The following is a 25,527-nucleotide window of genomic DNA, read 5'->3' on the forward strand; positions in this document are numbered from 1 at the left end:
GGTATAGCCTACCTAATGCCTCCCACAACGTTTGGTGTCAATCGCTACGAGCGCACCGGCGTCGTTACCAGCTGAGCGTATAGTGTTGCGCTGGATTAGCGCTCATCGCCTGGCGCGCGCCGCTCAAAATCCACCCGGCATCAAGTAACGTATCTGCACCAGGATTCGAACGTAATCGCACGTGGTTCCCCTGAATTTCAACGACGTCACACCCTGCGTGACGAAGCCTAGTCGCCTGCAAATGCGTATCAGTCCGGAACGTTACGCTATCCAACTTTGGTGCGGGTTCACTCGGCCGTTCTTGGCTAAGCGCCCAATCGTATGGGATCACCCACGAATCCCACAGTTCTTCCGCGCACGCAACGAAATCAGATTCGTTGGAGGAATTATGTACGACGACGTCGGAGATCGCACTTCGCGCCATATCCCCCGGTTGCGAACCGATTCGGCTACGAGCCTGCTGTGCTGTCATCGCACGATTAGTCATCATACGTTCAACACGTTGAGCGTCAGGAGTGTGAATATTAATCGTTGCCATGAACGCAAACTGGTTCGCGCTTCCCACCAACAACGGAACGTCATACACTACGATCTGGCTGGGGTGCGCCGTACGGAGCCGAGTTGCCACCTCGCGCGCAATATGCGGATGGATAATGCCTTCCAACTGCGCTCTAGCTGCAGGATTTGTAAACACAACATTCGCCAGCGCGCCACGATCCAAAGAACCGTCTGCTCGTAACACCCGAGGCCCAAACGTACGCGCAACTTGTTCCAATGCTTTCGTGCCAGGGGCAACAACATCACGCGCAACCACGTCAGCATCAATCACAACAGCTCCACGCGTAGCAAACACGTGAGTCAATGTGGACTTCCCGGATGCGATTCCACCTGTCACAGCAATTTTGAGCATGTATCTGCGGCGTTCGTCAGCGAACGCGCTCCCCTTTCAATAACGCAAATAAATCGTTACCTATTTAGATTAGCGTATTTTGGGGTTCACGGCATACGCATCACGCGAACACAACCCTAATTCCTATAAAAGGTTCCCCCAAACACTACGTTCGGGGGAACCTTTTATACTGTTCTAAATCTCAACTCTTAACGAGTCGAAAAGATTCAGTTGCCGGTGAGCTTCTCACGCAAAGCAGCGAGTGCTTCGTCCGAAGCAAGGGTGCCGGACATGTCAGCTTCGGAAGAGTAGCTGGTTGGAGCAACTTCTTCGGTTTCGACGGTAGCAGCTGGTGCAGCAGCGGCGGCAGCAGCGTCAGCTTCGGCTGCAGCAGCAACCTGAAGCTTGTGAGCCTGCCAACGAGCCTCAGCAGCAGCGTACTCAGCTTCCCAAGCAGCCTGGTTAGCTTCGTAACCTTCGAGCCATTCGTTGGTCTCTGGGTCGAAGCCTTCTGGGTACTTGTAGTTGCCCTCTTCGTCGTACTCAGCGGACATACCGTAGAGCGATGGATCGAAATCTTCAGATGTTGGGTCAACACCCTCGTTAGCCTGCTTGAGCGAGAGGGAGATACGACGACGATCGAGATCGATGTCGATGACCTTCACGAAGACGTCGTCGCCCACCTTGACAACCTGCTCTGGCAGATCAACGTGACGCTGAGCAAGCTCGGAGATGTGAACGAGGCCTTCGATGCCATCCTCAACGCGAACGAATGCGCCGAATGGAACGAGCTTGGTGACCTTACCTGGCACGACCTGGCTGATAGCGTGGGTACGTGCGAAGGTCTGCCATGGATCTTCCTGGGTAGCCTTGAGGGAGAGCGAAACGCGTTCGCGATCCATATCGACTTCGAGAACTTCGACGGTCACTGGGGTACCAACTTCGACAACCTCTGATGGGTGGTCGATGTGCTTCCAGGACAGTTCGGAAACGTGAACGAGGCCGTCAACGCCGCCGAGGTCAACGAATGCACCGAAGTTAACGATGGAGGAAATAACGCCATCGCGAACCTGGCCCTTCTGAAGGGTGTTGAGGAAGGTGGAGCGGACCTCAGACTGGGTCTGCTCGAGCCAAGAACGACGGGAAAGAACAACGTTGTTGCGGTTCTTGTCGAGTTCGATGATCTTGGCTTCGATTTCCTTGCCAATGTATGGCTGGAGATCGCGCACGCGACGCATTTCAACGAGGGATGCAGGCAAGAAGCCACGAAGACCGATGTCGAGGATGAGACCACCCTTGACAACTTCGATGACGGTACCGGTAACGACGCCGTCTGCTTCCTTGATCTCTTCGATCTTTGCCCAAGCGCGCTCGTACTGTGCACGCTTCTTGGAAAGAATCAAGCGACCCTCTTTGTCTTCCTTCTGGATGACGAGGGCTTCAATCTTGTCACCAACTTCGACGACATCATCTGGATCGACATCGTGCTTGATGGACAGTTCCTTCGAAGGAATAACGCCTTCGGTCTTGTAGCCGATATCGAGCAGGACTTCGTCCCGATCGACCTTGACTACTGTGCCTTCGACGATGTCGCCATCGTTAAAGTACTTGATGGTTTCGTCAACGGCAGCAATAAGCTCTTCCTCGGTACCAATATCGTTGATGGCAACCTCGGTAGTAGTGTTGTTCGTGGTCATAGAGTTGGTGACTCCGAATTAATAATAGTTTCTAATATGGACAGGTGGTATGCCAATATGGAAAACATACAAGCGTACCAAGGTCCAAGTTTACGGGGTTTTACCGCGCAATAGCAACATTAAACCGGCGAGTTGGAATGCCATCTTCGCCACAACTAGGAGGCCATCATGAAATATGGACACCACGAGCTTACCGCACATGATGATCCAGTCCACGCTAATGAACAGTGGTGGTCCGAACACGCTGCCGAATACGTTGCCGAACACGGAGATACGCTTGGCGACGCCGATTTCATCTGGGGCCCAGAAGGCTTACGAGAGGCTGATATTGAGTTTCTTGGTTCTCTACGCGGCAAGCGCGTGCTAGAAATTGGTGCAGGGGCTGCGCAGTGCTCCCGTTATTTGGCATCGCGTGGGGTTCGCGTGGTGGCTACCGATCTTGCGGACGGAATGTTGGACCATGCCGCACGGTTGAATCGTGAGGTTGGTATCGACGTCGAGCTCCTGCGTGCCGATGCACGTCACCTTCCGTTTAAAGATGCGGAATTTGACGTAGTGTTCACCAGTTTTGGCGTGTTGCCATTTGTTCCCGACCTTGGGGATGTTCACCGTGAGGTTGCACGAGTTTTACGCCCAGGCGGGGTCTGGGCTTTTTCAGCACTGCATCCAACCCGCTGGATGTTCCCAGATGACCCTACCCATCATGGGCTCACGGCACATCGTTCATATTTCGACCGAACACCATATATTGAACGCGGTTCGTCTACTCTCGATTACGCCGAATTTCATCACACGCTCTCAGACCACATTAATTCGCTGATCGATTCTGGTTTTACGATCGACGAGCTGTTCGAACCACCGTGGCCTGCTGGCCGGACTGTTGTGTGGGGTGGATGGGGGCCAGAGCGCTCCCCTATCCTGCCCGGCACACTGATGATTCGATCGATCAAATGGTAGGCCGATCAGTGGGCGGCATCGCGCCAATTACGGCCGATGCCCACCCCCACCGATAACGGTACTGATAACTCCCAGGCGTTCCCCATCTGCTCACGTACGATAGCTTCAACCTGTTCGGCTTCTGACGCGGCGACTTCGAGTACAAGTTCGTCATGCACTTGAAGGAGAACACGCGACGATAGTTGCGCCGCAGCCAATTCCCGTTCCACATTCAGCATGGCGATCTTGATAATATCCGCGGCAGATCCCTGGATTGGTGCGTTCAGCGCCATACGCTCTGCTGACTCGCGCACTTGCCGGTTCGTAGAAGAAAGCTCTGGCAGGTATCGGCGCCGGCCAAGCAACGTTTGAGTGAAGCCATCTTTACGGGCTTGAGCCACTAACCCATCCAAGTATTCCTTTACTCGGCCAAACCGAGAGAAATACCCGTCCATCAAGTTTTGTGCCTCTGGCACTGGGATCTTCAACTGTGCGGAGAGCCCAAAAGCAGACAACCCATATACCAGGCCATATGACATGGCTTTGATCTTCGATCTCTGTGCTGGCGTCACCTCAGATTCAGCAACACCAAACACGCGTGAAGCAACATAGTTGTGCAGATCAGCACCCGCATTAAATGCAACGATGAGTTCCGCATCTCCTGATAAATGGGCCATCAATCGCATTTCGATCTGTGAATAATCGGCGGTCATCAAGTAATCGTAGCCGTCACCTGGCACGAATACTTCACGAATTTTCTGGCCTTCTTCCGTGCGTGCATGAATATTTTGCAGGTTTGGATCAGTGGACGATAGCCGGCCGGTAGCCGCCACAGTTTGCTGATATGTGGTACGAATCCGCTGATCGTCACCTAGTGAGCGCTGTAAGCCTTCAACAGATTGACGCAATTTGATCGCATCGCGGTGAGCCAAGAGTCCCGTTAGGAAGTTCTGGCCTGCTAACGCCTGATCGTCTTCACGCATGCTGATCTTGACTAGCAATTGTTCAAGAGCATCGGCGTTTGTTGTGTAGCCAGACTTTGTTTTCTTTGTTTTTGGAAGCCCTAGTTGATCGAATAACACGGCTTGAAGCTGCTTCGGGCTAGAAAGATTTACTGACGAATCCCCGATCGCCTCCCACGCCTGGGTGGCAGCCTGATTGACTCGCGCATCAAAATCCGCGTGAAGGCGTGCGAGTTGGTCCGCATCTACCGCGATGCCGCGTTGCTCCATGCGCGCCAACACATCACAGACTCTCAATTCCATTTCGCGCAACGCATCGCTTTGTTCTTCGGTTTCCAAAGCACGAGCAAACGCATCCCGCAGATCGTGAGTAGCCACAGCGCGAGCCGCAAGATCGTCCACAATTTCGCCATCAAGTCCGATGCCCAGAGTATCTTGCGCGCCTCCGCCAAGATCGATCGCAAGATACCGTTGAACGAGATCGGTGAAATCATATGTGCGTTGGTCAGGGTGTAAAAGGTATGCGTCGATTTCCGTATCGCCAACGATCCCAGCCAGAGTGTACCCCTCCCCTAGCCATGCGTGGATCTGAACCTTCATACTGTGCCCAATTTTGCCAACGTTCGGATCGGAAAGTAACGCACTGAACGCGGCCGAATCTTCTTCAGATATCAGGGCTGGTTCGCCGCCAAAAACGTATCCGTCCCGCGCAGCACACGCGAAACGCGCAACGCTTCCAGCGCCAGGTTTCCCGTTTCCTTCAATGGCAATCGCGTAAGGTCCTGCGTGTTCAGCAAGAAAAGCACCGCAGCTACCTTCCCACAACGTCACGTCCCGCGCTTCAGGCTTATCGGCTTCCTCAACTACATCTTCGCTACCTTCCCGAATTGGCAGTTCGGCAAGCACGCGCGTGCGCAACGTGGTGAAATCCAGGGTGTCAAAGAGTTCGTGAAGTGCCTGACGTTCTACTCCCATCGGCACCAGTTGATCGAGGTTTGGCACGATATCAAGATCGCGAACGAGTTTGTTGAGCACACGGTTGAGCCGCACTTGTTCTATGTTGTCACGTAAGGACTGCCCTGCTTTGCCTTTGATTTCTTCGGCGTGATCGAGCAACTGCCCCAAACCACCGTACTGGTTAAGCCATTTGGCCGCAGTTTTTGGCCCAACACCGGGAACACCGGGAAGGTTATCGGCTTTTTCACCCACGAGTGCCGCGAGGTCAGAGTATTGATCGGGGCGCACACCGGTTCGTTCTTCCACGCCTGCCGGGTTTAAGAGGAGCATTTGAGAGCGTGGCATCGGGTAGACAACCGACGTCAAGTCCGACACGAGCTGGTAGGAATCTTTATCGCCTGACGCAATAAAAACATTCATGCCTTCGGCTTCACCACGCGCCGATAGTGTGGCAACGATATCATCGGCTTCGTAATCGTCCACCGTGAGCCACGAAATACCCATGACGTTGAGGACTTCCTGGATAACCCCGATTTGCCCTTTGAATTCTTCGGGAGTTTTGGCGCGCCCCCCTTTGTATTCTCCGTATTCACGGGTACGGAAAGTACCGCCTGGCAGATCGAACGCCACCGCGATGTGGGTGGGTTTGTAATCGTTGATGAGGCGCAGGAGAGTATTGATAAATCCGTGGACGGCATTCGTGTATTGCCCTTGCGCAGTTCTGAACGAATCGGCTGGCAGGGCGAAGAATGAGCGGAAGGCCATCGAGTGGCCATCAAGGAGAAGCATCGTTTTTTCAGTCACGTTCTAAGCCTACCGGACAGGTAGACTTATTTTTATGACACGTGACGTTTTAACTATTAACGACGCCGAACTGGCCGCACGAATGCAGGTTACGGTTCTTTCTGCTTCAGTTTCTGAGGTGGTTGAGCAAATCCCAACAGCTGGCAGTTTACAGCCCTTTGGCGTGCTCCATGGTGGTGCGAACGCTTTTTTAGTTGAGGATGCCGCATCCCGGTTAGCTTTGCTGAATGCGCCAGAAGGCCGAATTGCGGTAGGTACTGAACTCAATATTTCTCAACTAGCACCGAACCTGACTGGCACTGCCACAGCGTATGCAAAAGTGATCCGTGCAGGGCACAGATCACTTACTGCTCACGTTGATATTGTGGATGCTGAAAACGAATTAACCGCAACTGGCAGAATGACGTGTGTGTTTATTCGCCAACCTGGTCAATAACCGCATCAGCAACTTCGCGCATGGTGAGGCGGCGGTTCATAGAAGTCTTTTGAATCCATCGGAAGGCTTCTGGTTCCGTGAGCCCCATCTTGTCCTGCAACAAGCCCTTGGCGCGATCGACCCGCTTACGAGTTTCGAACTGTTCAGACAGCGATGTTACTTCCGCTTCAAGTGAAACGATTTCTTGGTGCCGTGATAACGCGATTTCCACTGCAGGAAGCAGATCGGTTGGGCTGAATGGCTTAACCAAGAATGCCATGGCGCCGGCATCACGGGCACGATCAACAATCTCTTTTTGGGAGAACGCGGTGAGCATAACAATCGCACAACGCTGGCTGGCAAGGATGCGTTCTGCGGCAGAAACACCATCGAGACCTGGCATCTTCACATCCATAACGATCAGATCAGGTTCGTGTTCTGCGGCAAGAGCAATTGCTTCTTCACCATTCGAACCTTCAGCAACAATGTTGAAGCCAGCTTCACGAAGCGTTTCAACGATGTCCAAACGGATCAAGGTTTCATCTTCAACTACAAGAGCGCGCACCTCACGTGGATTAGTATCTTGATCAAGATCCTCAAACTGAGAATCATCCATCATCTCTGCCACGATGGCCTCCTAGGCATACATACTGTTGGTGTAAACGCGCTCAACGCGCTAGCTATGCGCGCCTTTGCGCAGTAAAAAGTGCTCCCGGAGGGACTCGAACCCTCATGCCTTTCGGCGCAGCATTTTGAGTGCTGTGTGTCTGCCAATTCCACCACAGGAGCGATGGACAACCACAACCTTACACGATCATTGGTTATCCTGCGAACTCACCTCAATTAGGCAAGAATCACATTATCGTTTTCCACATCAACGGCGTGTCTCACCCATCTTGTGAATGCGAATCGTGTTAGTGGAACCAACAACGCCTGGTGGCATACCGGAAACGATCACAACGCGATCGCCATCCACGGCAAGACCTTCCTTACGCAACACATCATCAACCTGGTCAACCATTTCATCGGTAGATGAGACTGGTGCCAAGGTGAGGGTGTCAAGACCCCACGAGAGTGCCAGCTGGCGGCGTACCTGTTCGTTATCTGTAAAGACAACAAGTGGAATACGGCCACGGAGGCGAGACATACGGCGGGCAGTCTGGCCAGACGAAGTAAAGACGGCAATGAACTTCACGCCGATTGCTTCACCAATATCCATAGCAGAACGGGTAATCACGCCATTGCGAGTACGGTGCAGGTTGCCGATACGCGGGATAGATTCAATACCGTGTTCTTCCGTGTATTCAATGATCGACGCCATTGTTTGAACACAAATGATCGGGTACTTACCCACCGAGGTTTCGCCAGAAAGCATAACCGCATCGGCACCATCAAGAATCGCATTAGCACAGTCAGACGTTTCTGCACGAGTTGGGGTTGGAGCCGAGATCATGGATTCCAGAACCTGCGTTGCCACGATAACTGGCTTCGCATTACGGCGTGCAATGGAAATTGCATGCTTCTGCACGATCGGCACCTGCTGGAGTGGAAGTTCCACACCCAAATCACCACGCGCCACCATCAAACCATCGAATGCTCGAACAATATCTTCAAGAACATTTACAGCCTGTGGCTTTTCAATCTTCGCAATAACAGGGATACGGCGGCCAACACGATCCATAACTTCGTGGACGTCATCGATATCCTTTGGCGAACGGACGAATGACAGCGCGATCAAATCAGCACCGTATTCGAGGCCCCATTCCAGATCTTCCTTATCCTTTTCGGACAGAGCTGGAACAGAAACAGCCACACCTGGCAGGTTCACGCCCTTGTTGTTGGACACAGTTCCGCCAACAAGAACCTGGGTACGGACGTCATTTCCTTCCACAGAAAGTACACGTACCTGCACCTTGCCATCGTCAATAAGAATCAAATCACCTTCGGAACAATCCCCTGGCAGACCCTTAAATGTGGTGGACACGCGATCCTTATCGCCCTGAATATCATCAGTGGTGATCGTGAAAATATCACCTGTGTTCAGAAGCACGGGGCCTTCTGCAAAACGCCCAAGGCGAATCTTTGGACCTTGAAGATCCACAAGAACAGCCACTGGCTTCCGGAGTTCTTCGGAGGCTTGACGAACCCAATCGATGCGCTCTTCGTGCTCTTCATGCGAGCCGTGAGAGGCATTGATGCGGGCCACGTTCATGCCAGCCTTCACCAATTCAAGAATCTGATCCTTGGAATTAACCGCAGGACCTAAAGTACATACAATTTTCGCTCTACGCATGATGTCTATCCTACCCGATTACTTTTTGTTCGTCTGTTACTTCTGGCTGAACTCGATAAATATCTGCCATTTCTGGATGAGTTTTGAGCCGATCACGCAACCAGAAGAATGCCAAAATTCCGCCTACGCACACAATTAACGAGGTCCACACGTTCAATCGGAGCCCCATAATCATAGTGGCATCATCAATCCGCAGATATTCAATCCACACGCGCCCCAGCGTGTACACAATAATGTAGAGCGCCAACACTTGCCCGCCGTGCAATGAAAACTTACGTTCTGCCCACAGCAAGAACATGAACCCAGCGATACACCACAGCATCTCATAGAGGAAGGTAGGATGGAAGGTCGTTCCAGAAGGGAATCCGGCTGGCAGGTGAGCATCGTCGATTTCCAACGCCCATGGCACGTCCGTTGGTGCACCAAAAAGTTCCTGGTTGAAATAATTACCCATTCGGCCAATCGCCTGAGCTAGCATCACGCCTGGAATAAAGGCATCTGCGAACGCACCGAAGCGCAAATTGTACCGGCGTAGCATCAGCCAGGCCGCCAGAGCACCAAAGAGCACCGCGCCCCAAATGCCCAAGCCGCCTTCCCAAATGCGAAAGATCTTCGTCCAATCCCCGTGATCACCAAAGTATGCAGTAGGTGAGGTAATCACGTGGTAAATGCGTGCGCCCACGATACCCGCCAGCACCATCCAGATCCCGATATCTTCAGACACGTTTTCTGGCCCCCCACGCCGTTGGTAACGTTTATCTCCCATATACCACGCGATTAAAATCCCGGCGAGGATAAACAAAGCGTAGGCTCGGATCGGGATTGGGCCAAGCATCCACACTGACTGTGGTGGGGACGGAATTGATGTGAGCACGGGTTCTCCTTTGCGCTCAGAGACGTATTAAACATTTGTAGATTTTGCGCTTGGCTTTTTATCAGCTACAGCAAGGATATCAACAACAATGATGACATCGCCTTCTCCTTGCGCTTGCGCTGATGGAACAACAATAGCCACACGCGAACCGACGCGTTGATCAACAAGCCCTGCATGAAGCCCCGGGAACACATCTTCCACCGCGATATACGCAGGTGGGTTACCATTTGTGAACGTACTTTCGATCACGCTTCCATCCGCTTTTGCAAGAACATAGTTGGCGTACACAATATCACCATCCGTGATTTGCGCACCTTTACCCACGATGATTGGAGCAACTTTAACGTTCCCGATTTCTCCAGAGATTGCGCTAGGTACTGGCACGCCGTCGTCGTTACTTGTGATTTGTGGGATAAGAGGATCTGTAATTTGAGTTTGTTGGGTTCCCGCGATTCGGGTAGGTAGGATATCCACGATAGTGATTGAGACGTGCCCGTCAGTTGGCTGAATAATCGCCAAACGGGAGCCTTCTTTTTTTCCGACGACGACGTCCGCTAGCTTCCCTACTGACTTCGAATTCGCTACCCCGCTCACGATGGTGGGCAGATCTGCAACTTGAGACCACTCATAGCCAGATGCCGTAAACTTCGTTGCTCGCATGAGCACCTGTTGATCCTTCGTGATTTCACGGCCGCTACCCGACATGAGGAAGCGAACGTCACGCTTATCTGAAGCGGGTTCGCCGGTAGTTGTCACTGTAACTACCGCGCCAAAATTCCCCTCTACACGGAGAGAAAATTCCCCTCTCTCATGCGTAACGTTCCAGATCACCGTAGAGATTGCGATTCCTAAAATAAAGCCGAATAATGCTAAGGCTCCCGCCACCACTTTATTCATCTATGCCTCCATCGAATCAATCAACGTATCAACCACGGTGTCTGCCACAGCAAACGGATCATCTAAATGGATCGTTGTTCCGGTTCCTTCGTTAAACAGCCGAACAAGCCCCCAATCAACAGCATAGTCGCGGCGATGATCTTGGGCCGCCTTAATGAACGCTGAACGAATGCGCGCACGAGATGTCATCGGAGGATCAACAAGAGCGGTCGCGACGTCGTCGTCCCTCAACACACGCCGTAACACACCGGTGCTCTCCAAACGCGGACGCAACCCAGCAGGCGAAATGTCGTGCCAAGCAAGTTCGAGGCGGGAAATACGATCGTCGCTCAACGCCACCCCATAACGATGCCGATAACGCGTGATCAATTCGTACTTCGCTACCCATTCCAACTCGGTACGAACGTGGGAAAAATCGCCAGAACTAAACGCGTCAAGCGCCCTGGACCACAAGTCAAAAACGCGAAGTATCAACGGATCGGACGCATCCAACCAGCCCTCGCGATCATAATGCCCCGCAACCGTATCGAAAACGGCACGCTGAATATCATGCGCGGACGTCACAGATCCGTTCTCCAACTGCAACGTAGCCTTCCCAGAAGGATCGCGGGCAATACGCCGAATCGCGTCCATCGGATCTGCCAAAGAAACTGCAGGCAATCGGACCCCAGACTCCATCACGTTCAACACAGCGCACGTCATACCAACTTTCAGAAGCGTGGCGGACTCGCTCATGTTCGAATCCCCCACGATCACGTGCATACGCCGATAGTGTTCGGAATCTGCGTGCGGTTCATCGCGTGTGTTAATCATCGGGCGCGTACGCGTGGACGACGTAGAAATTGCCCCATGCATATGCCGTGCCCGCTGTGACAGCTCAAAGCGAACTGTGCCCGGTTCCCGATGAACGTAACCCGCCCCCACTAACAACTGGCGCGACACGAAAAACGGCACTAAATCGTTCAACCGGTCCATAAAATCAAGCCTGCGGCGCACCAAATAATTTTCGTGGCAGCCATACGAATGCGATGCCGCATCCACGTTGTTCTTAAACAGATGAACCCGCACCGGCGCATCCGGCGCACTCAACCGTGGTTCTGCGTCCAATGCCATCTGGGCCAACATCTGATCGCCGGCGCGGTCCTGCGCCAAGACGTCCGCCAATTGTGTACACTCCGCCGTGGCATATTCCGGATGATCGCCAATATCCAGGTAGAGCCGGCCGCCGTTGCCCAAAAAGGCAGACGTGGCACCTGTGCGCGCCTGCATATCAGCGAAAATCTGCGCAGTAACATCCGCGACGTCCCGATCAACATGGGCACCCGAAAAATCTGAGCAGGCCACGCCATACTCAGTTTCGATGCCCATAATCCGCTGTATCACTGGCCGCCCTTTTGCACGAAGCCCTGCACAAACGACGAAGCGTTCGTTTCAAGGATTGAATCGATATCGTCCAGAAGCGCGTCCACATCAAATGGTGCCGCGCCGGTTTCTGATTCGAATGTTTCTTCTGTGTACTGCGATTCGCTGCGGTGGCGGAGGAAATCTTGTTCGCTCATGAAAGGCTCCTTACAGTTCTGTCTTATATGGATCTAAGAAGTGGATGTGTTGCGTGGAATCGGCGGTGGCAACGTGGGCTGATGCCCACCCCACCGTGAGGGCACGTGTTCCGTGTTCGCGGAGGATGCGGGCACGTAGCGCGGCACGTGTTCCTTCAGGAGCGTGGTGGGCTGCGTGGGCTACCTGTTGCGGAGTGAAGAGACGATCAATTCGGCCAGCCGAATCCAAACGGCGCACGATCGATGATTCTGGCCGCAAATCGTGCCATTGCAGATCGAAGGCCCGGAGCGCATCAGAATCCCACGTGCTCCCCTGGCGGTGCCGCATGTGGTTAAGCATCTGATATTTGGCGATCCATTCGATGCGTGGGGCGGCCGCGAACATATCGGTGGCGAGCGTATCGAGCGTTTCTTGCCAGAGGCGCACGAATTCCCACGTTTCAGGATCGTCTATTCCGGTGCGCTCCAGGGTGGTGCGCACGGCATCTAGGTAGATTTCTTGAATATCGAGTGCCGTGCGTGACGATCCATCATGCATATCGACTGCACGTTTGAGTGTAGGATCGTGCGATATTTCCCAGGTAGCGGCAACGGGTTCGAAGAGCACGAGGGCTTCGAGATCCAGCGGCATCGCGTCTTGTTCAAGCATCCACAACACCAGGTTTGTGGTGCCGATTTTGAGGAGTGTTGAGTAATCAAACTGGTTTGCATCGCCCCCGATCACGTGGAGCCTGCGGTAGCGGCTAGCATCCGCGTGGGGTTCGTCGCGTGTATTAATAATTGGCCGGTTGAATGTGGTTTCGAGGCCTACCGCGTTTTCAACGTAGTCTGCGCGTTGCGAGATTTGGAAGCCTGGGGCTTGGGAGGCTTGGCCCAGCCCGATTCGGCCTGTTCCGCACAAGATTGGCCGCGAAACGAAGAATGGTGTGAGGTAACGGATCGCATCGTTGAAAGGCACGGCGCGTGTGAGGAGATAGTTTTCGTGGCTACCGTAGGCAGCACCTTTTCCATCGACGTTGTTTTTATAGACGACGACGTTGTGGCCGCCGTTTGCTAGGTACGCCATCGTTTCTTGAGCGATGGCTTCTCCTGCACGATCCCACAAAACAGCATCGTACGGATTCGTGACTTCCGGGCTAGAGTATTCCGGGTGGGCATGATCCACGTACCAGCGCCCGCCGTTTGCCAACGCTACGTTGGTGATGGGTGTACCAGGGAGCATATCGCGTAAAGGCGGCACCGGATTGTTCGTGAGTTGATCTGGGTGAGCATGCCGTGGCCCAACTCTAAATCCACGAGCATCGTTAAGCGGATCTTCTGAATAAAAATCCCATGCTGCTACTGGATCAGACGTGTGGCGCACGTAAGCATCAACCACCGCTGCACTCAATCCAAAGGGATCTTGGGTTTGTGCGTTCAGATCAAGAATCCCGAACTCGGTTTCGAGCCCAACTATTCTGCGAATACTCATTCCTGGTCTTTCTATGTCTGGTTAGCGAACAGATCGGCGCACAGCCACGATGTCATGCCGGCCTTGAATGCGTGCCCACTCTTGTGGGTTATCAACGTGGGCTAAGGCTTCATTTTCGGTGAGATCTGCCTGAACCGCGTTGATAAGGTGCTGCGTTCGTAGCCCGCGTTCCCCGGTTGCTAGCAGATCTTTAATCGCAAATTTCTTTGCGCGTTCAACGATCGCTGCCAGCATAGCGCCGGACACAACGTGGTGAGCGTAGAGCGTTTCGCTAGTTCCATCACGGTACGTAACATCAACATACGCGTTTTTCGGGCATTCCTGCCATAAGTTATCCACAGTGGATCGAATCATGGCACGAACAGCATTTTCTGGACTACCGTGTTCGGCAACTTCAGATTCGTGAAGAGGCACGTCAACGGTCAAATATTTGCCGAGGATATCGATGGCTCCATCATAATCTGGGCGCGAAATGTTGATCTTCACATCCAAGCGGCCTGGCCGCAAAATTGCTGGATCGATCATATCTTCACGGTTGGAGGCACCAATAACAATCACGTTATCGAGCTGTTCTACCCCATCAATTTCTGCGAGGAGCTGTGGAACGATGGTTGTTTCCACATCAGACGAGACGCCAGAACCGCGGGTGCGGAAGAGTGCTTCCATTTCATCGAAGAAGATCACCACAGGTATCCCATGGGATGCTTTTTCGCGGGCGCGTTCGAAGATTTCGCGGATTTGGCGTTCTGTTTGGCCGACGAACTTATCAAGCAGTTGCGGGCCTTTAATATTGAGGAAGTATGCGTTTTCTTCTCCGAACATCCGTGATAGTGACGTTGCAACCGCGCGAGCAATAAGGGTTTTACCAACGCCTGGAGGGCCATATAGCAGCACGCCTTTTGGTGGTTTGAGCCCATGATCTCGGTAAAGTTCTGGATGCAAGAAAGGAAGTTCGATCGCGTCACGCAACTCATCAATTTGAGGTGCTAAGCCACCAATCTGTTCATATGGAACATGTGGCGTTTCTTCTAGGAGAAGTTGTGCCACATCTGGGCGTTCCACTTGTTCGAGAGCGAAACCAGTACCAAGATCTGCTAGCACCATGTCCCCTACCCGGACGCCTTGTTCTTTGAGGCGCCCGGCCAGGCGAACAATCCGGGTTTCCCCGCCAACAGCCGTGATCAAGATTCGATCAGGATCAACGATGTTTTCTACAGCAACAGCCTGGCCGACTTTAGGATAGGTGCCCACCCCAATAATCACTTGACGTTCGTTGAGGAGAACTTCTTGGCCAGGTTTAACAACTGCGAGAGACACCCAAGCGGCGGCCGTGACGTCAAGTTGCTTGCCTGCCTGCAGCACAGTAGCCGTATGTTGGGACGTCTGCGCGCTCACAAAAGTTGCGAACGTGTTGGGCGGTTTCGATAAGGATTCGAGGTGGTTACTCAATTCCTTGATACGTTCCCGCGCAGAAGCAAGTGCCTTGCTCAGTTCGCGATTTTGTTGGGCTAGGGCTCTGAGATCAGGTTCCTGGGTGGTCATCACTATTCTTCTAGTCGTTCTGCTGGTTCATTCGAGCGCGGCGCTTTTCTTCAACACGTGCCTGCGATTCCGCATCCAGTTGTGCGTTCATCGCTGCAGTGTTTTCCCCGGCTTCAGACGTGCCAGAAATTTCGACGTCGGCACGGCGAGCAACATCGCGACGAACCTTACGCAACTTCTTTTCTGACATCGCCCGTTCTTTGAAATCTTCCGCTTGCCATGCAAGTGGTTCAGAATGGGCAGCTGGGGCTGGACGTTTTGTTGGGATTAACGGAGTGGATTCGCGCCCAATCCGGCGTGCTACAACAAGGAATCCGGTGTGTGCAACCATGCGGTGATCCGGCCGAACTGACAAGCCATCAAGATGCCACGTACGAACCATCGTTTCAGATGATTCAGGTTCGGTGAAGCATTCGGATGCGCGAAGATCTTCAACGAAGCGAGACATCTGGGTTGTGGTTGCCACGTACCCAATAATGACACCACCGGAACGCAATGCATGTGATGCAGATCCGATGTTCTCCCATGGCGCAAGCATATCCAGCACAACGGTATCGATCGAGCCTTCTTCCATAGAATCCAGCACGGCATCAAGATCACCAAGGACCACGTCCCATGGTGGAAGTTGCGGACCGAACCAGGATTCAACATTTGCTTTCGCAATTTCAGCAAATTCTGGACGGCGTTCAACGGAGGTCAAGTGGCCTTCCATGCCAACAGCAGACAGTAGAGACATCGCCAACGCACCTGAGCCTAAACCGGCTTCGACTACGTGAGCACCAGGGAAAATATCAGCCTGCTGGATGATCTGGCCAGCATCTTTCGGGTACACAACTGTTGCACCACGAGGCATAGAGAGCACGTAATCGTTAATCAACGGGCGTAACGCCAATAGGCGGTGACCGGTTGCGGTATCGATAACCGTACCTTCTTCTTTCCCAATGAGCTCACTGTGCCGGAAGCTGCCACGTTGGGATTGGAAAAAACCATCCTGGGTGAGCATCACGGTGTACTTACGGTTCTTAGTATCGGTTAATTGCACGCGTTCGCCCGCACGGAATGGGCCACGGCGGCGCTGGGCGCCTAAAGGATGAGGATATGTAGTCACCTATCAATCTTACGTGACCCTAAGTGGTGGCGTCAGCGACAAAACTGTGAAAAATACTGGCATTCACATGAGGAATACCAGTAGCTCCATCAAGCTGCCTCGGCCTGTCCGATAAACCCGTGTTTTAATAGAGATATGGCCACTATTCATGCAGCTCTTTCCCCGTCACGGGTATCCGATTTCCGTTCCTGCCCGCTCAAGTTCCGATTCCGTGTTATCGATCGGCTTACTGAACCCCCATCGTTAGAGGCCCTTCGCGGAACGATCGTCCACTCCGTTCTTGAACGTCTTTACGATGTTCCCGCATCTGAACGTGGCGAAGCGCTCGCACAAGAATCTTTAGAAAATATCTGGGAGCAACATGCCGAAAAGTCTCCCGCTGATGCCGAACTTTTCACTGATTCTGAGTCGTTTACCACGTGGTTAGAATCAGCACGTCCGCTCATTTCGTCCTACTTCACTCTAGAAAACCCTCAGTATCTGGAGCCACACGGACGCGAACGATTCGTCAATGCCACGCTACCTTCCGGCTTGGCCATTCGCGGCATCATCGATCGGCTCGATAAGGCACCCAACGGAGCCTTGCGAATCGTTGATTATAAAACCGGGAAATCCCCTGCTCCACGCTTCCAAGATGGAGCGATTTTCCAAATGCGCTTCTACGCTACGGCGTTATTTTATGAAGAAGGCACACTGCCACTACGCACTCAACTCCTCTATTTGAAGGATAAACGAGTACTCACCTACGATCCGGTTCCAGCCGACGTCGAGGCTACCACCAACGAACTAAACCACGTGTGGTCTGCCATCCGCGGGCGGATCGACGACGCTCACTTCGAAGCCAAAAAAGGCCCGCTGTGTAACTGGTGCCATTTTTCGTCGATCTGCCCTGCGTTTGGAAACGTTGTTCCAGAGATGAGCGCAGAAGGAGTTGAAAAGCTCCTTACCGCGCAGCGGCCACCATCTGCTCCAGAACATCAACGCTGAGTTCCTCTAACGATTCCACGATCACAAGCCCATCAAGCATCGGGATCTCTACCTGGAATGGAACGGCGATCGTCAGAGCGCCAGACGCATGAGCCGAACGAATACCTGGGCGTGAATCTTCGAAAGCCACACACGTGGTGATATCAACACCTAGTTTTTCGGCAGCCAACAGGTATGGCAACGGATCCGGCTTGCCGCGGCCAACCGGAAGTTCGTCACCAGTCACGGCCACAGTCAACGTACCTTCCGGAGCAGCATCCAACGTTAGCTGAGCGAATTCACGGTAGGACGATGTGACGAGTGCAGTAGGAATCCTCCGCTGGGCACATTCTTCCAAAAGTTCACGAGCCCCTGGACGCCACGGCATACCACGAGTCTTAGCCTGATGAACAACTTCAGCAACAAGCATCGGGCCAAGTTCGTCAGGAGTCAACGGCAGTTCCAGCCGATCAACCAAAAGCCGGCATGAATCCTCAATTGCGCGGCCGATCAAATCGTTCTGATCGCCGTCGTTCCATGGCTTCCCGTACCGTGCGAAAACTGACCTTTCCGCTTCAAACCACAGAATCTCGGAATCAGTTAACGTACCGTCCATGTCAAATAAGGCTGCTGATAAAACCATCGCAATTCTCCTCAGTAAACGTGGAGCAAGCCGGCAGAAAGCAACGCCACCACAGCCACTGCAACTACCAAACGGTACACAACGAACGGCATGTACGACGTGGTCTCAATCAAACGCAAAAACCATACGATCACCGCGTACCCAACAACAAACGCAACCAGAGTCGCAACTAACGTTGGCATGGCACCCACGTGAGACGCAGTCCCGTTGTCAGAAAGCAAACGGTAAAAACCAGAACCCAACACGGCAGGAATTGCCAGCAGGAACGAGACGCGAGCCGCCGCGCTCCGCGTATACCCAAGCAACAAACCAACCGTAATCGTGCCGCCAGAACGCGAAACGCCAGGAATCAACGCCATAGCCTGAGCGAAACCAAGAATAATCCCGTCACGCAACGACATCTGCTCCAACACCAACCGGCGCTTTGAGATTCGATCCGCTACCCCCAAGAATACCGCGAAAACTGCAAGCATCAGAGCCGTAATATACATATTCCGGAACACAGAATCGATCGCATCTTCAAGAAGCAACCCTAACACAACGATTGGCATGGTGCCGAAAATAACGATCCATCCAAGCCGAACGTCTGGATCCGACTGCGGAACGCGATTCTTCCATGGCCCAAACGGCAACGCCATAAACCACGCGGAAATAATCCGCACAATATCTTTCCAAAAATACATAATCACCGCGGCTTCGGTGCCAATCTGAGTCACGGCAGTGAACGTGACACCAGGATCACCCAAGCCAGGGAACAAATCCCCCACGATACGCAAGTGTGCAGAGGACGAAATCGGAAGGAACTCAGTAAGCCCCTGAACGATACCTAAAATAATTGCTTCAAAAATACCCACGTGCTCACATTACCCTCCAACACGAAAGTCTATTAGGCTGACACATGTGAAGAAGAACAAGGTTGGAACATCCGGATTGCGCGTCGGCCAGATTGGCCTGGGAACCCTCACGTGGGGACGCGATACTGAATATGACGACGCGGCGCGCATGGTTCGCTCCCTCATTGACCATGGCGGGAACCTGGTTGACATTTCTCCGCTTTACGGCGAAGGGCAAGCGATCGGGGTTTTGGGCAGTATGTTCGACGGCGACGTGGATCGCACCGAACTCGTTCTTTCTGCGCACATCGGCCTGAGCGTACATGGCGGGCGTGTTATTCAAGATTCGTCACGCAGTGGAATTATTGCGTCTGTGGATCAGATTCTGGGCGAACTCGGAACTGATCATCTAGATATTGTGTCCATTGCTGCGCCTGATCACGACGTGCCGTTCCGCGAGATGATCGAAACACTGGCGGCATTGGTGACCTCCGGTAAGGCTCGCTACATTGGGCTTGCCAACCACCCTGCATGGCAGATTGCGCGCGTGGCTCAATATCTTTCGGATATGCGGCTGACGGATCTTGCCAGTGTGAACGCCGATTATTCGTTACTTGATCGTACGGTGGAAGACAATGTGTCTGCTGTGTGCGGAGCGTTTGGGCTGGGAATCATTGCACAATCGCCGCTCGCTGCTGGTGTTTTGACGGGAAAGTACCGCAACACAATCCCTGCCACATCGCGTGCAGCTACCGAGCATCTCTCTGCCACCGTTGATCGCTACTTGGATTCTGATTCACGGCGTAGCGTGGAGGCAGTGATTAAGGCAGCGGATGGGTTGGGCCGCACACCAGCCGATGTTTCATTGGCATGGCTACTTGCGCGCGATCACGTGGCCAGTGTGCTTTCTGGCGCTCGTACCGCCGCACAATTCGATCAACTCCTCGCGCTGGATCTCAGCGCTCTTCCGGCACCAGTTGATGACGTGCTCAGCGAAGTAACCGTCTAACACTAAAAAGTTCAAAATTACCCCTTCTTCTTGTCATCTTTTAGAATGACAAGAGGATCATACGTTGGGATGAATTTCGTTGCATTTTCGTAAAGCGTCCACACTATCTGCGTTTTCTTCTTACTCTGGTAGTGGCAGAAAACGCAAAAGAAAGAAGCCGCAATGTTAACTAACGTACTGCTTTCCGCTGTTTTGGCACTGACGCCAGCTCAGCTCTCAGCAAACACTCCTGACGATATAACTCTCACGTCAGAACAGGCTATCAATTTTCTTCAAAATCACATGACAGCCGACAATCCCGATCCTCATCACGGCCAGCTTTATTCTGGAAATCGTACCAATCTATTTGGTAGCGCTTGGAAAGATGTCGATCATAACAAGTGCGATACACGCAATGATATTCTCTCGCGAGATCTCTTTGATACTGATTATTCTGAAGAACCCGGAATCCAAGATATCACCCAGGGTGTGAAAAAGGGTAAGAGCGGATGCCGCAACGCGACCGTCTATTCCGGAAAGCTCAACGATCCATACACCGGAAAAATTATCGATTTTAAACGCGGGAAAGAAAGCGGAAGTAAGGTTCAGATTGACCACGTTATCCCGCTAGGATATGCCTACCGCCATGGCGCATGGGCGATTGCAAAAAACGGTGGGAAAAACGTTATGGAACAGTTTGCTAACGATCCATTGAATTTGCTTGCCGTTGATGGAAAAGCAAACAATGTGAAGAAAGACAAGGGCCCATCAGAATGGATGCCTGATAATTCTGCGTTCAAATGCGAATACGCTCTACGCATGACAGCCGTTTTGCAACGATACAACAGCTTCGGATTCACCTTTGACGATAAAGATAAAAGCACTCTTATTGGATTATTCCATGGAGAATGTGCTGGTAAATCGTTCAATTATCGTGCACCAATGACAGGACACAACACCAAGGCCGAAGTCCTATCAGACAGCGTGGAAACTGAGGATCCATCATTGAATGAAGCTGCCATAAAATAGGGTTGTCCAGGCTTTGAGCCTGGACAACCCTATTTTTACTACAGCCTAATATGCGTTAACGAATATCTTCAGTGACAATATCTTCATCAAGGTCAAAATCGTCGTCGAATTCATCGATATCGTCGTCTTCTTCGAAATCGTCGTCCTCAAAATCCTCATCGTCAAACGTATCGAACGGCGCCTCAATACCAAAGTGAGTAAACAACGTATCGTCATACATAATGTACGCATCGGCAAGCGCTTCCGAACAGCGCAAGACTTCGGGCGCATCCGGATCACGGTACGATACCGCCGCAGCATGAAACTCTTCAAGTGCAAAACGTAATTTTTCGAACGCAAGACGTGGATCAGTAACCATACATCAAGATTATCTCTCTTCTGTGAAATAGCAAACCTCACAGCGAAAACTGGGCAGATTTCCCAAGCTCCTCAATCACATATTCAGTTGGCATCGTACACTCAAGCCAAAGTTCTTCCGCCAAGGCGGCCTGCGCAACGAGCATCGATAAGCCGTCGAAGGTGCGGGCGCCAGCGACTGAAGCATCGCGAAGAAACTGCGTTACGCGCGGCGTATAAACCGCGTCCATCACCACGTGGCGGTTACTCAACCACTCCGTAGGTACTGGCGTGGCGTGAGGATTCGGATTCATCCCTGCCGCCGTACAGTTCAAAATAACCGTTGCGTCACGTACACAACGTTCCGTCTCAACTGTGGTAGCAAGTGGGACGACGCCGATCGTGCACGATTCGTCCGGCAATTCACGGATTCTGGCGGCAAGGCGATGGGCCCGCTCTAAGCCTGCCCCTTCGCGATTCATGAGTGTGACGCGGCGTGCTCCAGATTGTGCTGCCGCCAGCGCTACCGACGTACCCGCTCCCCCGGACCCCAAAATTAAAATATGTTCATGGGAAAGATCGATGCCTGCATCGCGCAACGGTTTAAGCATTCCCAAGCCATCTGTGGAATGGCCGATAATCTGATTGTCACGGAACGCCACCGTGTTCACGGACTGAGCGAGTTCCGCCGTAGGCGTGAGTTCGTGGAGTGCCGGCAGAACTGCGCGCTTGTATGGCATCGTCACGTTGATGCCGGCGATGCCGAGGTTTTTGAAGGAGCGGATCGCTGAGGGAACGTCATGATCAGGAACCTCTAGCAATGAGTACGTGGCATCGATGCCAAGCGCACGAAATGACGTGTTATGGATAAGAGGCGACAGCGAGTGTTCGATCGGATCGCCGATAAGGCCGAAATGTAAAGGCATGGAATATCTTGTTTTCTTACTCGGAGGCGAGGTAGCCAACAGACTTATAAACTATCAAAATATTCTTTGGCATCTTTCAGACCAAGCCCAGTGATATCTCTAATTTTCTTGATGGCCACCACGGACTTTCCATCGCTCTTTAAGCGAATAATCATCGCTTTTTCTTCGCCTGATAGGTATGCGGATGTAACCTCATCATGCCCTGTTAATCGGGCCAATGTGTCAATTTGCTTCTGTATCCGTGCGATGTGTGCTTTATGTTGAACGTTATTCATAAACGCCACGATCGCAAGACCAACCAAGATAGGTATCAGCCCGTAAATCATTTCTTTCTCCTGTTCAGGGAACGACTTTCTAGATAATGACTTGTAAACGATACACCTTCACAATATCGCTACATCCTCAGAGCTTCATACCTGAAGAACTGCTCACCCGATAATACAGACCTGATAATCATTAGTGGCAAATACTTTCTATGAAGTGCTCCGAGTTTTGTTCCTAGGCTTTTGCTTTGATTTTTATTATTTCCTGTGGCAGGTTCTGCTTCCAAAATTCGACTTCCATCTCGATCGGGGTTCGGTAGTCCAGGCTCTGGTGGGGCCGTGATTTGTTCCATCAGGATACCGACTCGAATGTCGTGTTTTCTACCTCGACACCGTCATCCCACCTGCAAGTATGGATCAGTTCGTTGTTGTAGGAGCCGTTAATATTTTCGGCTAGAGCATTGTCATAGGAATCGCCAACCGTCCCGGTGGAAGCGGCAATCCCGTGCTCAGCCAGGCGCTCGTTGTCGACGATGCTCACATACTGCGACCCGTGATACGAATGGTGAATCAAACCCTGTTGTGTCCTTAAGCACACACGATCAGTTGGTTGAGCGCCTGCAGCGGCAAAGCTTCTGTTCGCATCGAATCCGATAACGCCCACCCGACAATCCTCCTGGAGTACACATCGGTCACGAACGCGGTGTACACGAACCCTTTCCTAGTGGCGTATATACGTAAAAGTAAGCCACCCACAATTTGTTCACCACCGATATCAATTCCGTCACGGCAAAGAGCATGCCACATCTTCCGCACCCCGTAGACACCGTAATTATCCCGATGAACAGCACTCATGCGTTCAATTCCGATACTGATCAATAAACCGGATCATTTCTTAACGTGGCCTGGTTCGGATGCGAAAAAAGCCGAAGCGGCCTTCAGCAGCTTGTTAGTGTCGCGTAGCTGGTGATACGACGTAGCCTCGCGTTCTTGGCGGCCACATCTTCAGGCACAGGTTCTGCACGACGGGCCTGCGTCCATTGACGGGCCGTGTGCCACGAGACGCCCAGCTTTAGAGCTACTGCCTGCGGCTTGCACCAACATGTTTTCCGCCAAGATGTGGTCTTCCACAAGACGGACCACACGCTCCTTCGCATCCTGATCAAACTTTCTTGATATATTCGAAGATATTCCCATCTACTCAAACAGAACAAAACCCGGGACACTTCAGCCCAAATTTATGTTGAGCAACCCACAAGGGCTTATAACCTGTACTCCGCTATGACAAGGTTGTGTACTGACTATAAGTATAAAAAGAAAGACCGTTGATAAATCAACGGTCTTTCCGTGCGCGGAGGGGGACTTGAACCCCCACCCACTATACGTGGACTAGCACCTCAAGCTAGCGCGTCTGCCTATTCCGCCACCCGCGCAGGTGGTTGAAACTCAACCTCTTTCGAAGCAGTGCCTCAAGCAACAGAAAATAATTTAGCACCCTCTGGAGCGGGTTGCAAAATTATTTGGGTCAATTTTAGTGTGATCTGGGATACGTTAAAAATTTCTGATTCATTCAACCCGTTTTCGGGCCTTCACGGTAGGGTGGATAACATGAATTCACAGCCACAACGCCCCGATCCGAATCAACCCGAACTCCTTGTTCGCCAGTTCCATGAGGTTTACAAACTGCCAATAGTTACTGATAGGCCTGATGCAGCCAGAGAACGAATCCATATGCGCCTGAGCTTGATCGCCGAAGAGTTCGCAGAGCTCCTTGGAGCCGCGTACGGCCCACAGGCACGTCAAATTATGGAAGACGCCTGGGCGCAGGCTCAGACTGTTGATGAGCAGGCTCGCGATACCGTTGAAGTTGCCGATGCTCTTGGTGATCTTATTTACGTGATCTACGGAATGGCCTTGGAGTTAGGTATTCCCCTATCGCGTGTTCTCGATGAGATTCAAGCATCGAACCTGTCAAAGCTGGGAGCCGACGGCCAGCCTATTTACCGTGAAGATGGCAAAGTACTCAAAGGGCCTGACTATTTCCCTCCGGACATTTCACGGGCTCTCGAATCATAAAAACACTGTGGGCGCGGCTTTCTAGCCGCGCCCACAAACGTTTACCCCTTGGAGGTTCCAGGAATTTTATGAACGTTGCTGTTGGATCCCCGCGATTAACGTGGTTAAACCTGCACTGGTGAGCACGATAGCACCAACAACAGCCATACCTAGTCCCATGCCGATATGTGCACCTAGATCTAACGCTTCATGAACGTTCGGATCCATTCCATAGAGGACGCAGAACAACACTGCACATGATCCCGTTCCAAGCTGCAACAACATAATGATGAATAGGCGGAGCCTGTTCTGCCACTGGCTGAGCACGCAAAGAGATGCGCATAGTGCCACAAGTGACAGCAGCAAAAGCAGTATGCCCATCGTTTTATTTTCGATTAACGGTGATGAAAAATAAGATCCTACGATGTCTTCTTGGTCAACAGTTTCAATCGTTGCAGGTACAACTGACAGGAACGGCATGAAAAGACTGGCGGTCGTTACGAGTGCGCCTGTTCCACCCATAATTGCCGACAGTTTAATGGCCGTTGGGCGTTCAACACGGCCGACCTGAGAGGTAACATCCATGTTTTCATTCATGTTTACGATCCTCTTCAGTCATGATTTCAGCATCTTCAATATCGTCTTCGAGAGTTGCCTGCACAATTTTTGCTGCTAAATCATTGACGTGCATATCGATTGTTTTCTTCGTCTTCTTCTTTTCCGCCCGGTCTAAGTGTTCAAGTACCGGCAACGCTTTCGCGATACTATCGAGTTCATCACGCCATGCCGCGGCTTGTTTAGCTGTTTGTGCGTTATTGGCCGTCCCATAAAGGTAAGCCGCTTGTTCGCGTAGAACAGATACCCGATCAGTAAGGTGCTTAGTCCCACGCCCACTGCTAGATCCAAGGGACGTGAGCCGCTTTTTAAACGTGTCAAAAAATTCTGGGTTTTCTTTAAGTAATTGCCGTATCTGAGGTCCGTAATCTTTAATGATTTTGATTGCGGTGGGGCCAACAACTGCCGCAATACGAATAAGAGTTTTAATTTTTCCCATGTTTTCCACCTCTCGTAACCATGTGCAATC

Annotated in this window: 27 protein-coding genes and 2 tRNA genes; 6 read left to right on the top strand and 23 right to left on the bottom strand. The window is 52.1% G+C overall.

The window, feature by feature from the left end:
* Window positions 1–64: 64 nt before the first annotated feature.
* Both coaE and rpsA read right to left on the bottom strand, forming a co-directional pair.
* On the bottom strand, window positions 65–910 hold the full coding sequence (gene coaE / locus ARCH_RS09350) for a dephospho-CoA kinase (RefSeq protein WP_013170114.1): 846 nt from the start codon (window positions 908–910) through the stop codon (window positions 65–67).
* 206 nt (window positions 911–1,116) lie between these two features.
* Window positions 1,117–2,586 (bottom strand): 30S ribosomal protein S1, encoded by a 1,470-nt coding sequence (gene rpsA / locus ARCH_RS04545; RefSeq protein WP_013170115.1) that lies wholly within the window; start codon window positions 2,584–2,586, stop codon window positions 1,117–1,119.
* Window positions 2,587–2,754: 168 nt separating this feature from the next.
* Here rpsA and ARCH_RS04550 point away from each other — a divergent pair, with 168 nt between their 5' ends.
* Window positions 2,755–3,543 (top strand): class I SAM-dependent methyltransferase, encoded by a 789-nt coding sequence (locus ARCH_RS04550; protein ID WP_013170116.1) that lies wholly within the window; start codon window positions 2,755–2,757, stop codon window positions 3,541–3,543.
* A gap of 5 nt (window positions 3,544–3,548) precedes the next feature.
* Here ARCH_RS04550 and polA read toward each other — a convergent pair whose 3' ends face one another.
* Window positions 3,549–6,245: a DNA polymerase I gene (polA, locus tag ARCH_RS04555; RefSeq protein WP_013170117.1), complete on the bottom strand. Its 2,697-nt coding sequence runs from the start codon at window positions 6,243–6,245 to the stop codon at window positions 3,549–3,551.
* A gap of 34 nt (window positions 6,246–6,279) precedes the next feature.
* Here polA and ARCH_RS04560 point away from each other — a divergent pair, with 34 nt between their 5' ends.
* Window positions 6,280–6,681, top strand: coding sequence for a PaaI family thioesterase (locus tag ARCH_RS04560; RefSeq protein ID WP_013170118.1), 402 nt, complete (start codon window positions 6,280–6,282; stop codon window positions 6,679–6,681).
* On the opposite strand, the gene ARCH_RS04565 is transcribed toward ARCH_RS04560, so the two are convergent.
* The 10 genes from ARCH_RS04565 to ARCH_RS04610 all read right to left on the bottom strand — a co-directional run bounded on the left by ARCH_RS04565 (window position 6,659) and on the right by ARCH_RS04610 (window position 16,404).
* Window positions 6,659–7,279, bottom strand: a complete 621-nt coding sequence (locus ARCH_RS04565; RefSeq protein ID WP_223804439.1) for an ANTAR domain-containing response regulator — start codon at window positions 7,277–7,279, stop codon at window positions 6,659–6,661. The genes ARCH_RS04560 and ARCH_RS04565 overlap by 23 nt on opposite strands.
* Before the next feature lie 88 nt (window positions 7,280–7,367).
* Window positions 7,368–7,449: transfer RNA gene (locus ARCH_RS04570), tRNA-Leu, on the bottom strand.
* 85 nt (window positions 7,450–7,534) lie between these two features.
* A complete protein-coding gene (gene pyk, locus ARCH_RS04575) occupies window positions 7,535–8,953 on the bottom strand; it encodes a pyruvate kinase (RefSeq protein WP_013170120.1) in 1,419 nt (472 codons plus the stop codon).
* Window positions 8,954–8,963: 10 nt separating this feature from the next.
* Window positions 8,964–9,827, bottom strand: coding sequence for a prolipoprotein diacylglyceryl transferase (gene lgt, locus ARCH_RS04580; protein WP_013170121.1), 864 nt, complete (start codon window positions 9,825–9,827; stop codon window positions 8,964–8,966).
* A gap of 27 nt (window positions 9,828–9,854) precedes the next feature.
* Entirely contained in the window at window positions 9,855–10,724 is an 870-nt protein-coding gene (locus ARCH_RS04585) for an FKBP-type peptidyl-prolyl cis-trans isomerase (RefSeq protein ID WP_013170122.1), read from the bottom strand.
* Window positions 10,725–12,092: a proteasome accessory factor PafA2 family protein gene (locus ARCH_RS04590; protein WP_041640368.1), complete on the bottom strand. Its 1,368-nt coding sequence runs from the start codon at window positions 12,090–12,092 to the stop codon at window positions 10,725–10,727.
* An 11-nt stretch (window positions 12,093–12,103) separates the two neighbouring features.
* Complete coding sequence (locus ARCH_RS04595; protein ID WP_013170124.1) at window positions 12,104–12,283, bottom strand: ubiquitin-like protein Pup; 180 nt, start codon at window positions 12,281–12,283, stop codon at window positions 12,104–12,106.
* Between the two features lie 10 nt (window positions 12,284–12,293).
* Complete coding sequence (gene dop / locus ARCH_RS04600; RefSeq protein ID WP_013170125.1) at window positions 12,294–13,754, bottom strand: depupylase/deamidase Dop; 1,461 nt, start codon at window positions 13,752–13,754, stop codon at window positions 12,294–12,296.
* A gap of 21 nt (window positions 13,755–13,775) precedes the next feature.
* Window positions 13,776–15,296 (bottom strand): proteasome ATPase, encoded by a 1,521-nt coding sequence (gene arc, locus ARCH_RS04605; RefSeq protein WP_013170126.1) that lies wholly within the window; start codon window positions 15,294–15,296, stop codon window positions 13,776–13,778.
* A 10-nt stretch (window positions 15,297–15,306) separates the two neighbouring features.
* Window positions 15,307–16,404, bottom strand: coding sequence for a tRNA (adenine-N1)-methyltransferase (locus ARCH_RS04610; RefSeq protein ID WP_013170127.1), 1,098 nt, complete (start codon window positions 16,402–16,404; stop codon window positions 15,307–15,309).
* Window positions 16,405–16,539: 135 nt separating this feature from the next.
* On the opposite strand from ARCH_RS04610, the gene ARCH_RS04615 reads away from it, so the two are divergent.
* Window positions 16,540–17,391, top strand: coding sequence for a RecB family exonuclease (locus tag ARCH_RS04615; RefSeq protein WP_013170128.1), 852 nt, complete (start codon window positions 16,540–16,542; stop codon window positions 17,389–17,391).
* On the opposite strand, the gene ARCH_RS04620 is transcribed toward ARCH_RS04615, so the two are convergent.
* Both ARCH_RS04620 and ARCH_RS04625 read right to left on the bottom strand, forming a co-directional pair.
* Window positions 17,348–18,013, bottom strand: a complete 666-nt coding sequence (locus ARCH_RS04620; RefSeq protein ID WP_013170129.1) for an HAD family hydrolase — start codon at window positions 18,011–18,013, stop codon at window positions 17,348–17,350. The genes ARCH_RS04615 and ARCH_RS04620 overlap by 44 nt on opposite strands.
* Window positions 18,014–18,024: 11 nt before the next feature.
* A complete protein-coding gene (locus ARCH_RS04625) occupies window positions 18,025–18,867 on the bottom strand; it encodes an undecaprenyl-diphosphate phosphatase (protein WP_013170130.1) in 843 nt (280 codons plus the stop codon).
* A gap of 46 nt (window positions 18,868–18,913) precedes the next feature.
* Here ARCH_RS04625 and ARCH_RS04630 point away from each other — a divergent pair, with 46 nt between their 5' ends.
* Window positions 18,914–19,855 (top strand): aldo/keto reductase, encoded by a 942-nt coding sequence (locus tag ARCH_RS04630; RefSeq protein WP_013170131.1) that lies wholly within the window; start codon window positions 18,914–18,916, stop codon window positions 19,853–19,855.
* A gap of 162 nt (window positions 19,856–20,017) precedes the next feature.
* Entirely contained in the window at window positions 20,018–20,863 is an 846-nt protein-coding gene (locus tag ARCH_RS04635; RefSeq protein WP_013170132.1) for an HNH endonuclease family protein, read from the top strand.
* Between the two features lie 55 nt (window positions 20,864–20,918).
* Here ARCH_RS04635 and ARCH_RS10105 read toward each other — a convergent pair whose 3' ends face one another.
* The 6 genes from ARCH_RS10105 to ARCH_RS04660 form a co-directional block, all read right to left on the bottom strand.
* Window positions 20,919–21,221, bottom strand: coding sequence for a hypothetical protein (locus tag ARCH_RS10105; RefSeq protein WP_013170133.1), 303 nt, complete (start codon window positions 21,219–21,221; stop codon window positions 20,919–20,921).
* Window positions 21,222–21,258: 37 nt separating this feature from the next.
* Window positions 21,259–22,125, bottom strand: a complete 867-nt coding sequence (gene aroE, locus ARCH_RS04645) for a shikimate dehydrogenase (protein WP_013170134.1) — start codon at window positions 22,123–22,125, stop codon at window positions 21,259–21,261.
* 44 nt (window positions 22,126–22,169) lie between these two features.
* Window positions 22,170–22,451, bottom strand: a complete 282-nt coding sequence (locus tag ARCH_RS04650; RefSeq protein WP_013170135.1) for a ribosomal protein L7/L12 — start codon at window positions 22,449–22,451, stop codon at window positions 22,170–22,172.
* Window positions 22,452–22,740: 289 nt separating this feature from the next.
* Window positions 22,741–23,052: a hypothetical protein gene (locus ARCH_RS09660; protein ID WP_111724903.1), complete on the bottom strand. Its 312-nt coding sequence runs from the start codon at window positions 23,050–23,052 to the stop codon at window positions 22,741–22,743.
* The gene (locus tag ARCH_RS10480; RefSeq protein ID WP_389400575.1) at window positions 22,977–23,243 is read right to left on the bottom strand and encodes a hypothetical protein; all 267 of its coding nucleotides are present in this window, start codon (window positions 23,241–23,243) and stop codon (window positions 22,977–22,979) included. Before ARCH_RS10480 ends, ARCH_RS09660 begins: the two co-directional genes overlap by 76 nt.
* A 493-nt stretch (window positions 23,244–23,736) precedes the next feature.
* Window positions 23,737–23,821: transfer RNA gene (locus ARCH_RS04660), tRNA-Leu, on the bottom strand.
* 175 nt (window positions 23,822–23,996) lie between these two features.
* On the opposite strand from ARCH_RS04660, the gene ARCH_RS04665 reads away from it, so the two are divergent.
* Entirely contained in the window at window positions 23,997–24,464 is a 468-nt protein-coding gene (locus ARCH_RS04665) for a pyrophosphohydrolase domain-containing protein (RefSeq protein ID WP_013170136.1), read from the top strand.
* A 66-nt stretch (window positions 24,465–24,530) separates the two neighbouring features.
* Here ARCH_RS04665 and ARCH_RS04670 read toward each other — a convergent pair whose 3' ends face one another.
* Complete coding sequence (locus ARCH_RS04670) at window positions 24,531–25,040, bottom strand: hypothetical protein (protein ID WP_013170137.1); 510 nt, start codon at window positions 25,038–25,040, stop codon at window positions 24,531–24,533.
* Window positions 25,033–25,497, bottom strand: coding sequence for a hypothetical protein (locus ARCH_RS04675; RefSeq protein WP_013170138.1), 465 nt, complete (start codon window positions 25,495–25,497; stop codon window positions 25,033–25,035). The genes ARCH_RS04670 and ARCH_RS04675 overlap by 8 nt, the downstream gene beginning before the upstream one ends.
* Window positions 25,498–25,527 lie beyond the last annotated feature (30 nt).

This window comes from Arcanobacterium haemolyticum DSM 20595 (assembly GCF_000092365.1).
GTDB lineage: Bacteria > Actinomycetota > Actinomycetes > Actinomycetales > Actinomycetaceae > Arcanobacterium > Arcanobacterium haemolyticum.